This window comes from Granulicella arctica, from assembly GCF_025685605.1.
Lineage (GTDB): Bacteria > Acidobacteriota > Terriglobia > Terriglobales > Acidobacteriaceae > Edaphobacter > Edaphobacter arcticus.
The window spans coordinates 4,352,699-4,366,635 of the sequence record NZ_JAGTUT010000001.1 but is presented as its reverse complement, the minus strand read 5'-3'; the positions used below and the strand labels follow the sequence as shown (position 1 = coordinate 4,366,635).

Here is a 13,937-nt window from a genome sequence, read left to right as displayed (position 1 = left end):
GACTCCTGATTCAGTAAAAACCGGACAACTTCAGATGGAGGAGACTCTCTCCACCATACCAAATTGAGCCTTTCGAGTGTTCAGGCCCGGCTCGCTGCCACCGCCCGACCGTCAAAGTACGCTTCAATCTCTTCCAGCGTTTTTCCCTTGGTCTCCGGTAAAAAGAAGCTCGCCACGAGGAAGTACGCTACCGTACAGACCGCCCAGAACGAGAACATTGCGTAGTAGCCATAGTGCCCAACCACAGGCAGGAAGACTGCTGCAATCAGTGTTGAGACACCCTGGTTCAACAGCAGCGCAATACCCATTCCAACGGATCGAATGCGGGTCGGCATAAGCTCCGAAAGCATCAGCCACACCACTACACCTGGTCCAAACGCATACGACGCGATAAACAGTCCGAGGCATGCCGTGATCAGCCATCCGGTCTGCTCTGTCGGCACCGGACCATACGTCGCCTGCTTGATCACCAGCGGCGACGTAGCCGTTCCAGCAAGCTTCAAAACCGGTGCCGGATCGTCGTTCCGAACTGTCGCCACCATGTCGCCTGCACCGGCGTTGTAGACAACCGTCAGCGCCATCGCATGGCCGCCAACCTCAGCACCCAGCGCGGAGTCCACGGGCAAAGCCAAAGCGTTCCCCGAAACGGCAGCCTTTGCCTTGGGAGCCACATCCACTCGATTCGATTCGAACCGATAGAACAGAAACGCTCCCAGCACCAGCGAAATCACAATCCCCGCCGTTCCCGTCTTCAGCAGAAACCGTCGGCCCTTCCGATCGACGAAGGCAATCGCCACCAGCGTCATGACGCAGTTCAGCACCTTGACGGCCACATCGCCTTGCGTCGCATGGCTCGCTGTCATACCCGCCTGCTTCAAAATAATGACTAGAAAGCCCAGCACGGAGTTGATTCCCGTCGTCTGATTACACGACAGAATAAAGCAGGCCAGCACAAACGGAATCACGTACTTGCGCTGCAACAAACTGCCCCGCTCCCCGGAGGTCGTCTGTGCCTGCGTCTCCGCAGCAAGCGTTGTCATCTCGCGCATCTGTAACTGCGCCTGGTCCTCAGAAGAAGACCGTCGGAGCGCGTTCAGGGCCTCCGTGGTCTTTCCTTTTCTGAACAGCCAGCGCGGCGTCTCGCTCAGGAAAAAACTTCCTCCAAAGAACAGGAGCCCCGGATACACCACGGACAGAAACATAGCCCGCCACGCGTGATCCTGAGCTGCCCGAATCAGGGTGGCGTTGCCCGCTGCTGCCAGGATCGCGCTCTCGGCCTGGTTCGTAAAGTAAAAACCGGTCAGCGCAGCAATGACAATTCCGAAGGTCAGTGCGAACTGAAAGATTGCCGTGCCCCGCCCACGCACATCCGCACCCAGACACTCTGCGAGATAGAGCGGCACCACAACGGCAATAAATCCGCCGCTGATCCCCTGCAGCAGCCGTCCTAGAAACAACGGCAGAAATCCCTGCGATACAACGATCAGCCCTACACTCGCCACAAAGATAAGTCCGCTCAGGATCATCATCTTCTTGCGGCCTATCCAGTCAGCCAGCACGCCCGCCACCAGCGACGACAGCATGCCGCCACCCAGCACAGCCGCTACGACGATCGATGTCTGCTCGAGCGAAAGGCTGATCGTCTTGCCAAGGTAGAGCAGCGCAGCAGCAATGATGCCCACGTCGATCCCATACAGCAGACCGCCAAGGCCGGAGATGAAGAGAAGATACCTGCCGTATCGAACTGGATGAAACGTACCTGGAGCCATACGGTATATTCGCAGGGTTTTCGGCTTATTGCATCCCGCAGATTTAATGCCGGGCGACAGCCTCGCGAACACCACCCACGAACTGCCCAGGGTTGAACTCCGTTCGCACGATCTCGTCTGGACAATCCGTCATAATCGCCACCCGCCAGTTGCACACAAACGCGACGAGTTGACCATGCTGCGCCGTCTTGATCTCGGAGCACAGATGCTCCGCCTCAGCGATACCCTCTTCGCCCTCGACGTCGATCAGTACAAGATCGTAGTGCCGTCCCCAGAACATCGAAAGCCCCTCCGAAGCGCGCAGGGTTGAGTCGACGTCGAAGCCGGAGATGCGCAGTATCTGATCCCTTAGCGGACGAAGCATCTCGCGCCTGCAGATATGCAGGATCGCGGGCTTGGCATCAGGTAGGGGATCGTTCAGCGTATCCATATTGTGTTGATGTTAGTGTAACGAACGTGTCAAGCTCTGCTCAGTTGGACACATCGCTACGTCCCGGGGGAGCCAATTAGGCCAGCATCTCCGCCTGATCTTTATTGGACAACACAGCGTCCGGCAACGTCGAGATCGGCACCAGCATGTCTTCCTTCCGCATCACCAGGTTTGTGGCGTTGAGCGAAGCAAGTTCAAACCCGTGGCCATGGGTAATCGCATCCGTAGGGCAGGCCTCGACACAGTATCCGCAAAAAATGCACCGGTTGTAGTCAATGTTGTAGACCTTCGCGTACCGCTCTGCAGACGAAATCCGCACCGCTTCCGTGTTCTCAGCAGCTTCTATGTAGATACAGTTCGACGGGCATGCCGCTGCACAGAGAAAGCACGCCACACACTTCTCCAGGCCATTCTCGTCGCGCTGCAACTGGTGCTTTCCGCGAAATCGCTCCTGAAATACCGCTCCACGCAGCGGCCCCTTGCCATCCGGATAGTTCTCGACCTCGGTCGGCTGGAACATCTCCATGAACGTGATGCTCATTCCCTTGGCAATCGCGGCTGCGTTTTTAACGATGGACATTGCTTGAGTATACGACGGTCTGCCAGTAGGCTGTGAAGATGCCGAACCCACGTCTCATCCGCACCCTGCTTGTTGCTGCCATGGCAATTCCTGCCTGCATTTCCACTCACCTGGCAGGTCAGACGGGCGGCATGGAGACCCATCAGCACGCCAAAGCCGATCCCTCAACCGTTCTCTCCATCACCGAACCCGACGGCAAGACCCTCACCCTCAGCCCGGCCGACTTCAAGGCAATGCCCCACAAGACCGTCACCGTCCAGAACGAGCACACCAAAACCAGCGAGACCTACACCGGCGTCCCTCTCACGGACCTCCTCACGCGCGTCAACATTCCCGTGGGCAAAGATCTCCATGGCCCCGCCTTCGTTCTCTACATCCTCGCCGAGGGCACCGATCACTACCGCGTCCTCTACTCCCTCTCGGAGGTCGACGCCGTCGATCACACCGGCGACGTCATCGTAGCCGACACCCTCAACGGCGCTCCCCTCACCACCGATGGAGCCTTCAAACTCGTCAGCTCCGAAGACAAACGCCCCGCCCGCTGGGTCCGCAACCTCACCGCCATCACCGTAAAATCCGCAGACAGCACCGGCGAGTCGCACCACTAAATTCATAGCCGCCGCCCTCATGCTGTGGCAAACTATTCCTGTCCGATGGGAGACCCTATGGCGCGACTCAGCATCCTGGCACTTTCGGCAGCCTTCATCCTTCCGTTAACAGCCCAACAGTCGCCCCAGCATGCCCCGGACGGTGCCATCCGCGAGCGCATCCAGAACATCACCATCCTGCCCACTCCCAACGCTCCCTTCACCGCAACTGTTACCGCCGAGTGGAAAAAACTGCTCCCGGACGGCACAACCAGTGTCCTGAGCAATCACCGCACCGTGGCGCGGGACAGCTCCGGTCGAATCTTTGAGGAACGTCGCGCCTTCATTCCCAATGGCGACACCCAGCAATCCCGCATCACCAACCTGCAATACAGCGACCCGGCGCGTCACGAGATGTACGACTGCCATCCTGAGCGAAGGCTCTGCGTCGTCTTCCAATACAACGCCCCCACTTCTGTAAGCCTCACCGCAACCAACCCATTCCCGTCTGACCTCGGCACCACGGTCACCAAGGATCTTGGCACCCGCAACACCGAGGGTCTGGACACCATCGGCTCCCAGCAGATCACCACCCTCCGCGCTGGTGCCTTCGGCAACGACACCCCACAGCCCATCGTCAAAGAGTTCTGGTACTCACCTCACCTGCAGATCAATGTCGCCGTCCAGCGCTTCGATCCACGCTCCGGCCAGCAGAACTTCAAGGTCGGCAACATCAACCTCACCGAACCTGACCCGAAACTCCTCACAGTCCCAGCCGACTACAAACTGGTGCCCACCTCGCCCTACGCAACACCCTGAGCGGGCACGCCCCGTCGGCCCAGCCTGTTGAGGTGAGAGGGGTCGCCGGGGGTCGCGTTGTCAAGTTTTACCGGTCTGATTAGGGGCTTACCGCCCGGCCAGCGACCCTTGAAACTGCTGTCCAAGCGCGCGCACCACCACCTGCCACGGCGTATCCAGCGGCCCCCGATAACGCTCCACCCAGACCAGCCGCGACACTCCATCCTTAGCGGAAAACAGCCGCAAGCTGCCAAGCTCCTCATCCCCTGTCCCGACCGCGATGCCTGACTCCGCAGGCCGGACGACCCGCAGCGTCAGATCAGCCGCAGCCCCAACGGGCACCACCGTCTTTCCCAACGACTTCGACAGCGTAGCCAGTTGCCCATCCGCCACACGATCCCGCGGTTGCGACTCCAGAGCCAGCGTCCGCCCCTCCGCAAACCGCTTCAGAAAATCAGTCCGATCACACGTCAGCGCCCTGCCATCCACGCTGCAATCGACAGTCGCCGGTTTTTCTACCTGCGCCAACGCAACACCACCACCAAGCAGCACCATCAGTACGAACGCACGCATACCGCTCCCTTACTCGATCCCGAGTTTCTTCCAGATTGCATCGACCTTTGCCACGACGGACGTATCCATCACGAGCATCGGAGGCCACTGACGCGTGAAGCCCTCCGCCGCCCACTTCCGCGTCGCATCGATCCCCATCTTGCTTCCAAAATTTGGCAACCGGCTCGCATGGTCGAGCGAATCGACTGGACCCAGCGTGAACTGGATATCCCGCTCCGGATCGATGTTGTTCGCCACCCGCAGCGTCACCTCGGCCACGTCCTGCACGTCGCAATCCTCATCGACCACGATCACGCACTTCGTAAACATTGCCTGCCCCATAGCCCAGATACCGCTCATCACCTTCCGGGCGTGGCCCGCATAGCTCTTACGGATAGAGACGATCATCAGGTTATGGAAGACGCCCTCCGCCGGTAGATTCACATCCACAATCTCCGGCAGCGTCAACTGCATTAGCGGCAGAAAGATCCGCTCGACCGCCTTGCCCATCCACGCATCCTCCATCGGCGGCTTGCCTACTACGGTCGCGGCGTAGATTGGGTCCTTGCGATGCGTGATCGCCGTCAGGTGAAAGACCGGGTACTCATCCTGCATCGTGTAGAAGCCGGTGTGATCCCCGAACGGCCCCTCCGTCCGCAGTTCGCCCAGCTGCACGTAGCCCTCAAGGATGTACTCCGCATGTGCCGGAACCTCCAGATCGACGGTCTCCGCTTTCACCAGCTCTACCGGCTTCTGGCGAAGAAAACCAGCGATCAGATACTCCTCGACCTCAGGTGGCGCAGGCACGATCGCCGAAAACGTAATCGCCGGATCTGTCCCGATCGCCACAGCGACCTCCATCCGGTCGCCACGCAGCTTCGTCATCACCTGCGCATCCATACCGTCGATTGACGTTGCCGCCGCAGTCCCACCCGCCGTCATCGCCATCAGGTCAACCCGGCTCGCCAGGTCCGGCATAGCCTCGCGCAGACGATCCCGCATATGTTCAGCCGCTACCTTCTGGCGCTGCCAGTGCATGCCCGTCGTCTTGCCATCGTAGACCTGCATCCTGTACATGCCCACGTTCCGCTTGCCCGACTTCGGATCACGCGTAATGACACAGGGCAGCGTGATGAAGCGCCCGCCATCCTGCGGCCAGGTCTTAAGAATCGGCAGCTCCAGCAGGTTCACATCCTCACCCTTGTGGATGACCTGTTTACAGGCGGCATCGCGCGCCGCAATCACTTTTGGAAAGAAGCTCCCGACCTCGGCCAGCATCGGCAGCATCTTCAGCTTGTCCATCATGCTTGTCGGCATCACCGGATGCAGCAGCGTACGGATTCGGTCCGCAATGCCGTCGAGCGAGGTCACGTCGAGTGCAAGCTTCATGCGCGCCTCGGACCCGAACTGATTCATCAGCACCCGCGCCTTCGGATAGCCCTTCACGTTCTCGAACAGCAGCGCCGGTCCACCCGCCTTTGCCGTCCCCTTACCCAGCTTCGACACCCGGTCGGCAATCTCTGCCATCTCAAGAATCGGATCGACCTCCACCGTAATCCGCTTCAGTTCGCCAGCCTTGTCGAGTTGCTTGATAAATTCCCGTAGATCGCTGTAAGCCAAGTTCCACCCCTGCCGCCACCTGCTGCGGACCGAATCTCCATGGTAATCCGTGGCAGCCGTCCGCCATGGACCCGGCCCAAATCCAGGCCCGATTTGTCCACCCCAGTGAGTCCCCGAAAAGTCACAGTCCCATCGGATTCGCGGCAAGGGCATCCTATACACATGACCACCCCTCCGCCGACCCTCGAAACCCCGCCCGAGCCGGCCGAAACGCCCGTTGCCCCCGCAGGCAAGCGCCGCTACAACCTGCCCCCCGGCCTGAAGCACTCCCTGCCCTTCTACGCCTTCAAACCATGGGTCAAGCTCGGCGATCCCATCCGCCTCTTCGATTACCTTCACAAGACTTATGGCAACATATCCCACTACAAGTTCCTCGGCACGCCTATCGTCTTCATCAACGATCCCGACTACATCAAGGAAGTGCTCGTCACCCAGGCCGCCCACTTCGTCAAAGAGCGCACCGTCAAGCGCATGAAGGTCCTACTCGGCGAAGGTCTCATCACCTCCGACAATCCCATCCACATCCGTCAGCGCCGCATCGCCGCCCCGGCCTTCCACCGCCAGCGCATCGCCGCCTACGCCGACCAGATCGTCGCCATCGCCGCCCACCAATCCACAACGTGGCGGGCTGGTGAGACCATCGACATTGCCGCGGCGAGCATGGAACTCTCCCTCGAAATCGTCGCCCGCACCCTCTTCGACACCGAGGTCGACGCCGACATTCGCCGCATCAACGACGAAGTAAACACGGTGATGGGCCTCTACAACTTCCTCATCGCCTTCCCCCAGATCGAACTCTTCATGAAGCTGCCGATCCCTGGCATCATGAAGTTCCGCCGTTCCAAGGGTCGCCTCGACGCTGTCGTCGACCGCCTCGTCGCCACCCGCCGCGCGGAGATGGCCGCCGGTGCTCCGGGCGAATATATAGAAAAGGGAGATCTCCTGCACATGCTCCTCACCTCCGTCGACGAGCAGGCCGATGCGCAGGGTCAGTACACCGGCATGTCCCCCGCGCAGATCCGCGACGAAGTCCTCACGATCTTTCTAGCGGGTTATGAGACCGTGGCGAACGCCCTCACCTGGACCTGGTATCTGCTCTCGCAGCATCCCGACGTCGAAGCCCGTATGCATGCCGAGGTCGACGCTGTCCTCGAAGGCAAACTGGCCACGCTCGCGGACTACCCCAATCTCCGCTACACCGAACAGGTCTTCGCCGAGTCCATGCGCCTCTACCCGCCCGCGTGGGCCATGGGACGCATGTCCACAAAGGCTATTCAGCTTGGCCCCTACACCATCCCGCCGGGAGCCCACGTCTTCTTCAGCCAGTACATGATGGGCCGCTCATCCGAATACTTCCCCGACCCGCTCACTTTCGACCCCGACCGCTTCACCCCCGAAGCCAAGGCAGCCCGTGCCAAGTACACCTACTTCCCTTTCGGTGGAGGCAGCCGCCAGTGCATTGGTGAAGCGTTTGCATGGATGGAAGGCACCCTCTCCCTCGCCACACTAGCCCAGCGCTGGCGTCCCCGGTTCGTCCCGACCTACCCCATCGAACTTCAACCCAAGATCACCCTGCGTCCCAAAAACCCCGTCATGATGACCCTGGAACCCCGCAATCTATCCGGAACAATTTGACATTTCAACCTCTCAGCAGGCCCCAGATGCGTCCAACTGGCTGCGCGCAGGGGTACCAGGACCGTACCGGCGTGCGCACCTAAGCCCCCTGTTTTGAAGACTTTCGTACTTCAGGTACGGGGGGAGGGGTACCACTCGAAAAGTCCTGGGAAGGCCGCCAGACCTCGGACCATCACCGAAATCCTCCTTGTGTTTCCGAGCGTTCGGTCATACCGTGAAAGACGCTTGCACAATGCCCCGCAGGAGACCTTCATGACCAACCCGCCAACACCTCCACCACCAAACTACGAGCAGGTCATCGTCCCTCCCGTCCAGCAGCCCGCAGGAGCTTACCCACCTGCTCCGTCGAACGTCTACGCTCAACCCGGTTATCCGCAGCCCGGCTATCCGCCGAGGTCCAATAACACCGCCCTTAAGGTCATCCTTATCGTCGTCGGCATTCTGGCGCTCTTCGGAATCCTTGCCGCTGCGGTCATCGGCTTCGGAGCGTACAAGCTCTCGAAGGCGGTCCACAAGAATGCCAACGGCGACGTCAGCTTCTCGACGCCCGCAGGCACCTTCTCCACCGGAGACGCCTCCTCGGTCACGCAGGCAGACCTCGCCATTCCCGAGTATCCCAACTCCGAGCGCTCCACCGGCTCCATGAAGATGAAGACGCCAGGCGGTTCTCTCGTCACCGCCACCTACAACACTCCGGACGCGCCAGACAAGGTCATTGCCTTCTACAAAGACAAACTGGGCGATCAGGCTACCGTCACTGAGCGCGGCAGCAGCACCGTGATAACCGTTGGAGAGAGCAGCAGCGAAAAGAAGGTCATCACCATTCGCCCACAGGGTGACATCACGAAGATCACGATGCTCCACTCCCAAAGCCTTCGTTAGGTACGACAGAGTCTCACCACACGCGCAACGCGGTACACTAACTCCATACCAACGGAGACCGCATGTCGACGAAAGCTGTGCAGATCGCAACTGACACTCCCGACACACAGCCTGCAAAGGTCGTAGCGCAGGAGCAGGTAGAAACGCCCCTCGAAGGCTTCGCCTCCATCTGCAACATGTTGGTCGTTTACCTCTTTCTCACGGCGTTCATCTTCCAGAACTTCGACATTCCCTCCGCCTCCATGGAGAAGACGCTCCTGATCGGCGATCACCCTCTTGTCGATCGCATCATGCTCGCGCCGCCCACGAAATGGGCCTTCTTCATGCCCTACCGCGAGATTCACCGCGGCGACGTGATCGTCTTCTTAAAGCCCAATCCCGAAACGCCTGACCTGATCCTCGTCAAACGCGCCATCGGCATTCCGGGCGATCGCATTCACCTGCGCAACGGCATCGTCTACCTCAACGGAGTAGCTCAAGATGAGCCGCAGGCGGGCAAGCCCTCGAACGACGGCGACCCCTATCACGCCTATAACCCCTACCGCGACGACTTCCCCTCCATTGCGCCGAGTACGGATGTCGGTGCCACGGAAAGCTGGTCCGTCGAAGAGCCAAGCCACATTCAGGGCGATGACCTCGTCGTTCCCCCGGGCAAGGTCTTCGCCATGGGCGACAACCGGACCGCCTCCCTCGACGGCCGCTACTGGGGCTTCGTCCCACGCGAAAACATTCTCGGCCGACCGCTCTTCCTCTACTGGTCCTTCAAAACTCCGGCCGACCAGATGAACAAGACCAGCATCGCCGACCGCGTGACCTTCACCTTCCATGAACTGATCCACATCTTTGACCAGACGCGCTGGAATCGCACGATGAAGGTCGTCCGCTAACCGCTTCTGCCGGAAGCTTAGGTTCCGCAGAAGGTTTGGCGAACGCACTCTTCCGGTCGGGCCGGTGTGGTGTAGCGTTCCAGCTCTGGTCGGTCTTCGTAGGGATGTGAGACAACGTCCAGCATCTCTTCGAACGGTTGAAAATCCTGACGCTCAACAGCGGCCTCGATGACAGCTTCGACGCGATGATTGCGCGGAATGAAGGCGGGATTCGCCCTCCTCATGATGGCAGCGCGCTCCTGTGCCGAGATTGGTTCCTCAGCCAGACGACTCCGCCATGCTGCAGCCCATGAGTCGTACGCGCGAGGATCAGCGAAGAGCGTCCGGACAGTATCGTCCGCAGATCCACCTGCAACATCAGAGAGCCTGCGGAAGGTTAAGGTGAAGTCAGCATCGTTGGCGGCCATGCTCGCCAGCAACTGCTCTGCCAGCGGCAGGTCTCCCTCGCGTTCTGTAACAAGGCCAAGTTTGCGACGCAGCCCCGCAAGACGCGCCATCTCAAACTGCGGATCGAAGGTGCTGAGCGCCTCCTTTGCAGAGGCCAGCGAGGTATCCGGATTCTCATCCAAAATGGGCAGCAACGTTTCAGCGAGGCGCGTCAGATTCCAGAGTGCCGCTCGGGGCTGGTTGCTGTACGCGTAGCGTCCCTGGCGGTCGATCGAGCTGAACACCATGTCCGGGTCAAACGCCTCCATGAACGCGCAGGGACCGTAGTCGATCGTCTCCCCCGAAATCGAGGTGTTATCGGTGTTCATCACGCCATGGACGAAGCCGAGGAGCACCCACTGGGCGACAAGCTGGGCATGCCGAGAGATGACGCCCTCGAGAAGCGCCAGGTACGGCCGCTTCGCACTTGCGGCCTCAGGATAGTGCCGCGCAATCGCATAGTCCGCCAGAATGCGGACCCCCTGCGTATCGTTCCGCGCGGCAAAATACTGAAAGGTTCCAACGCGTAGATGGCTTGCGGCCACCCGGGTAAGCACCGCTCCGGGCAACATCGTTTCGCGATAAATGGATTCGCCCGTGGTCACGGCGGCCAGCGCCCGCGTGGTGGGAACGCCGAGTGCCGCCATTGCCTCACTCACGATGTATTCCCGCAGGACCGAGCCGAGAGAGGCTCTGCCATCCCCATTGCGCGAGAAGGGTGTCGGACCCGAACCCTTGAGCTGGAGGTCGTAACGCACTCCATCAAGCCCCATCACCTCTCCGAGAAGATTTGCGCGACCATCCCCAAGTTGGGCCACAAAATGCCCGAACTGATGTCCGGCATAAGCAATGGCCAGGGGCTCAGACCCGTCAGCCACACGGCTGCCAGCAAGGATTGCCACGCCCTCCGGACTAGACAGTTCGGTTGGATCCAGTCCGAGGCTTCGTGCCAGATCCTCATTTACCTTGACCAGACCGGGAGCTGCTACGGGTGTTGGGTTCACACGAGAGTAGAAGCGTTCCGGCAACCGCACGTACGTATTCTGAAAATTAAAGCGAACGGGACTGGTAACAACCTCAGTGTTTACCGGCGACACAAGTGCGAAGACATCTGCTGAACTCATGCCTTTATTCTACGTAATCAGGTCTACAGAGCAGGCTGTGACGTCGTCAGCGAAGATACGGGCGTTGGGTCGCCAGGTCGCCAGCTCCAAGGCTGTACAGTTATCGCACCGCGGAATCGCATCAGCCCGCGTATCCAGGACTCGACGAGGGAATATGAAATGCAGATTGATCTGAAGGGCAAAACAGCGGTCGTTACGGGCGGCAGCCGCGGCCTTGGTCTCGCGATGGCCTTAGCTCTCGCGGATGCCGGAGCACAGATTGCGCTTGTGGCACGCGATGTGGAACGGCTTGAGTCGGCCCGGCAGGCGATCAGGGAGCGTGGCGGCACAGCGGAGTACTTTGTCGGTGATGTGACCGTAGAGGATGATGTCTCCAAGGTCGCTCAGGCTATCGCGCGGTCATTCGGGGCACCCCAGATTCTGATTAATAACGCGGGCTCCAACATTCGTAAATCGCTCGTAGACTTCACCCTCGATGAGTTCCGCAGCGTCATCGACTCGAGCCTCATCTCTACCTTTCTGATGTGCCGCGCATTTGTACCTGGAATGACAGGCTCGGGCTATGGTCGCATCATCAACATGACGTCCATCATGAGCCACGTCTCCCTCCCCGGGCGTACGGCTTACTCCTCGGCAAAGGCATCGCTTCTCGGGCTAACACGGTCACTGGCACTGGAGCTTGCGGGTGAAGGAGTTACCGTCAACGGGATCAGCCCGGGTCCATTTGGAACGGAGATGAATGCTGCCGTCATGAACAATCCGGAGTTGAACGCGCAGTTTCTTGCGAGCCTGCCGATAGGACGCTGGGGCAAGGTCGAAGAGATCGGCGGTCTCGCCTGCTATCTCTGCTCCGAGCTTGCAGGCTTCATTACAGGAACCGATATCGTGATTGATGGTGGTTGGACGGCCAAGTAAGGACCAAGCCTGACACCTGCGGTCGCGATTACAGAGCGGCATCCTGAACAAGTGGGCCTCTGCTGTTCAACAGGACCGCAGGTTGGCGATCGGCATTTTCCGGATCGAGATAGAGCCAGCATAGCGCTGAGACGGTCGCCGCGCCGACCATAAGGTAGATCAGGAGGTTCCAGCTGCCGCCTGTGCGCTGAAGAATCAACCCGCCGATCACCGGCGCGACAAAGCCAGCGAGATTGCCGAACATATTCATGGTCGCTGCGACGGTGGCGGTGAACGGACCACCGATCTCGACACAGGCATTCCACGAAATAGGCATGGTGAGGTCACTGCAGAAACTAGCCGTCGCCATGCAGAGCATCGCTGGTAGAACAGCATGAACGCGCGTGAAGAGAAATAGAAGAATCGCGGTCGAGAGAAAGCCGCCGAACGCTAGGGCGCGACGCGGTACATGGACCGACGCAAGCCCGCTGATCAGCGAACCAAAGCCTCCGAAGAGAAGCGGTAGCACCGAGAGAGCAGCCGCGTGACCTGCGGATTGTCCTCGCCCCTCGCGCAAGTAGGTTGGCAGCCAGGTGATGTAGAAGTACCAGACAAACGAGAAACAGAAGTACTGGAGAACCAGGAAGAAGACTTGTGGCGTCACTAAGATCGACAACCATGTCTTACCGTGACCACGTTGGTGCGTCGTCAGGACCCGGGAGCTTTCGAGCAGCTCCAGTTCGCCCGCATCTACGCCTTTGTGAGCGGCCGGATCATCTTTGAACCAGAAGAAGAACACGCCACACCAGACAATGCCTAATAACGCGAAGAGTGCGAAGGCCCATCTCCAGCCAAAAAGTGAGATGCTTGCCAGCACCAGCGGCGGTGTTGCGGCACCACCCCATCGCGTGCAGGCCCACATGAGAGATTGGGCGAAGAATCGTTCGCGCTTGGGCAGCCACACACTCAGCATGCGCGTGAGGTTTGGAAAACAGCCTGCCTCTCCGGCACCGAAACAGAACCGAATTAATACGAGAGAGCCAGCGTTCCACGCCACCCCGGTGAGTGCCGTAAATGCCGACCAGGCCAGAACAATCTGCAGCAAAACGCGCCGCACACCAAAGCGGTCGCCAAGCAATCCCATGGGAAGTTCGAACAAGGCATACGACAGCCCGAAGGCGCCGAATGCCAGCCCCATCTGAGCTTTGCTAAGATGCAGATCGCGCGAAATGGGACCTGCGGCCTGCGACAGCGCAACCCGTTGCACATACGAGAGAACCGCAAGCGCGATCGCTAACGCAACCACGTTGTAGCGCACACGGCTTGGCTTTGATGGGTACTTGTTTTCGCTTTGATCCAATGCACTTAGCTCCGACGAACACGGTTCAGATAGCGTGACCTATACCATGCATAGGTGAAAGAGGTAAGCTGCTCAGCGTACGCCAAACGATGCTGCCGCAGGATGTGAGAACACTATAGCGATGTATGAGTAATGGCAACAGGCAAGAAAACGCGGTCCAGGCTCAGAGTGTCTGCACTGAATCTTCGTCGATAGAAAGTGGTTCGAGAAAGTACCTATGAGAAGAGTCACATCCCTCCTGTTGTCGGGTACCCTTACTAGCGCGATCATGCTATCTTCCCCAATTCTTTCAGGACTGCAGGCGGCCTCTGTGCCGCAGGAGAGTGCGAAGACTCAGCAAGCAGCGCCTCTGCCGCCTGGGCAAAACCCTCATGGCATGCACATCTACATCCG

At 59.5% G+C, this 13,937-nt stretch carries 13 protein-coding genes; 6 read left to right on the top strand and 7 right to left on the bottom strand.

The window, feature by feature from the left end:
• Positions 1–80: 80 nt before the first annotated feature.
• From OHL20_RS18545 to nuoI, 3 genes are all read right to left on the bottom strand, one after another.
• Entirely contained in the window at positions 81–1,769 is a 1,689-nt protein-coding gene (locus tag OHL20_RS18545) for a sugar porter family MFS transporter (protein WP_263384648.1), read from the bottom strand.
• Positions 1,770–1,812: 43 nt separating this feature from the next.
• Positions 1,813–2,199, bottom strand: a complete 387-nt coding sequence (locus OHL20_RS18540) for a response regulator (RefSeq protein ID WP_263384647.1) — start codon at positions 2,197–2,199, stop codon at positions 1,813–1,815.
• Positions 2,200–2,275: 76 nt separating this feature from the next.
• Positions 2,276–2,779, bottom strand: coding sequence for an NADH-quinone oxidoreductase subunit NuoI (gene nuoI / locus OHL20_RS18535; protein ID WP_263384646.1), 504 nt, complete (start codon positions 2,777–2,779; stop codon positions 2,276–2,278).
• Between the two features lie 38 nt (positions 2,780–2,817).
• Here nuoI and OHL20_RS18530 point away from each other — a divergent pair, with 38 nt between their 5' ends.
• Positions 2,818–3,387, top strand: a complete 570-nt coding sequence (locus OHL20_RS18530; protein WP_263384645.1) for a molybdopterin-dependent oxidoreductase — start codon at positions 2,818–2,820, stop codon at positions 3,385–3,387.
• A 57-nt stretch (positions 3,388–3,444) separates the two neighbouring features.
• Positions 3,445–4,185 (top strand): hypothetical protein, encoded by a 741-nt coding sequence (locus tag OHL20_RS18525; protein ID WP_263384644.1) that lies wholly within the window; start codon positions 3,445–3,447, stop codon positions 4,183–4,185.
• A gap of 87 nt (positions 4,186–4,272) precedes the next feature.
• On the opposite strand, the gene OHL20_RS18520 is transcribed toward OHL20_RS18525, so the two are convergent.
• The gene (locus tag OHL20_RS18520; protein ID WP_263384643.1) at positions 4,273–4,737 is read right to left on the bottom strand and encodes a hypothetical protein; all 465 of its coding nucleotides are present in this window, start codon (positions 4,735–4,737) and stop codon (positions 4,273–4,275) included.
• Positions 4,738–4,746: 9 nt separating this feature from the next.
• Positions 4,747–6,336: a UbiD family decarboxylase gene (locus tag OHL20_RS18515; protein WP_263384642.1), complete on the bottom strand. Its 1,590-nt coding sequence runs from the start codon at positions 6,334–6,336 to the stop codon at positions 4,747–4,749.
• A 162-nt stretch (positions 6,337–6,498) separates the two neighbouring features.
• Between OHL20_RS18515 and OHL20_RS18510 the strand changes: the two genes are divergently transcribed.
• The 3 genes from OHL20_RS18510 to lepB all read left to right on the top strand — a co-directional run bounded on the left by OHL20_RS18510 (position 6,499) and on the right by lepB (position 9,740).
• Positions 6,499–7,971, top strand: coding sequence for a cytochrome P450 (locus OHL20_RS18510; protein WP_263384641.1), 1,473 nt, complete (start codon positions 6,499–6,501; stop codon positions 7,969–7,971).
• Between the two features lie 252 nt (positions 7,972–8,223).
• Positions 8,224–8,853: a hypothetical protein gene (locus OHL20_RS18505; RefSeq protein WP_263384640.1), complete on the top strand. Its 630-nt coding sequence runs from the start codon at positions 8,224–8,226 to the stop codon at positions 8,851–8,853.
• A 62-nt stretch (positions 8,854–8,915) separates the two neighbouring features.
• Positions 8,916–9,740, top strand: a complete 825-nt coding sequence (lepB, locus tag OHL20_RS18500) for a signal peptidase I (protein ID WP_263384639.1) — start codon at positions 8,916–8,918, stop codon at positions 9,738–9,740.
• Between the two features lie 17 nt (positions 9,741–9,757).
• Here the strand turns inward: lepB and OHL20_RS18495 are convergent, their stop codons facing one another.
• Entirely contained in the window at positions 9,758–11,290 is a 1,533-nt protein-coding gene (locus OHL20_RS18495; RefSeq protein WP_263384638.1) for a protein adenylyltransferase SelO, read from the bottom strand.
• 159 nt (positions 11,291–11,449) lie between these two features.
• On the opposite strand from OHL20_RS18495, the gene OHL20_RS18490 reads away from it, so the two are divergent.
• Positions 11,450–12,205 carry an SDR family NAD(P)-dependent oxidoreductase gene (locus OHL20_RS18490; RefSeq protein ID WP_263384637.1) on the top strand — a complete coding sequence of 252 codons (756 nt, stop codon included), beginning with the start codon at positions 11,450–11,452 and terminating at the stop codon, positions 12,203–12,205.
• Positions 12,206–12,233: 28 nt separating this feature from the next.
• Here the strand turns inward: OHL20_RS18490 and OHL20_RS18485 are convergent, their stop codons facing one another.
• Positions 12,234–13,544 (bottom strand): MFS transporter, encoded by a 1,311-nt coding sequence (locus OHL20_RS18485; RefSeq protein ID WP_263384636.1) that lies wholly within the window; start codon positions 13,542–13,544, stop codon positions 12,234–12,236.
• Positions 13,545–13,937 lie beyond the last annotated feature (393 nt).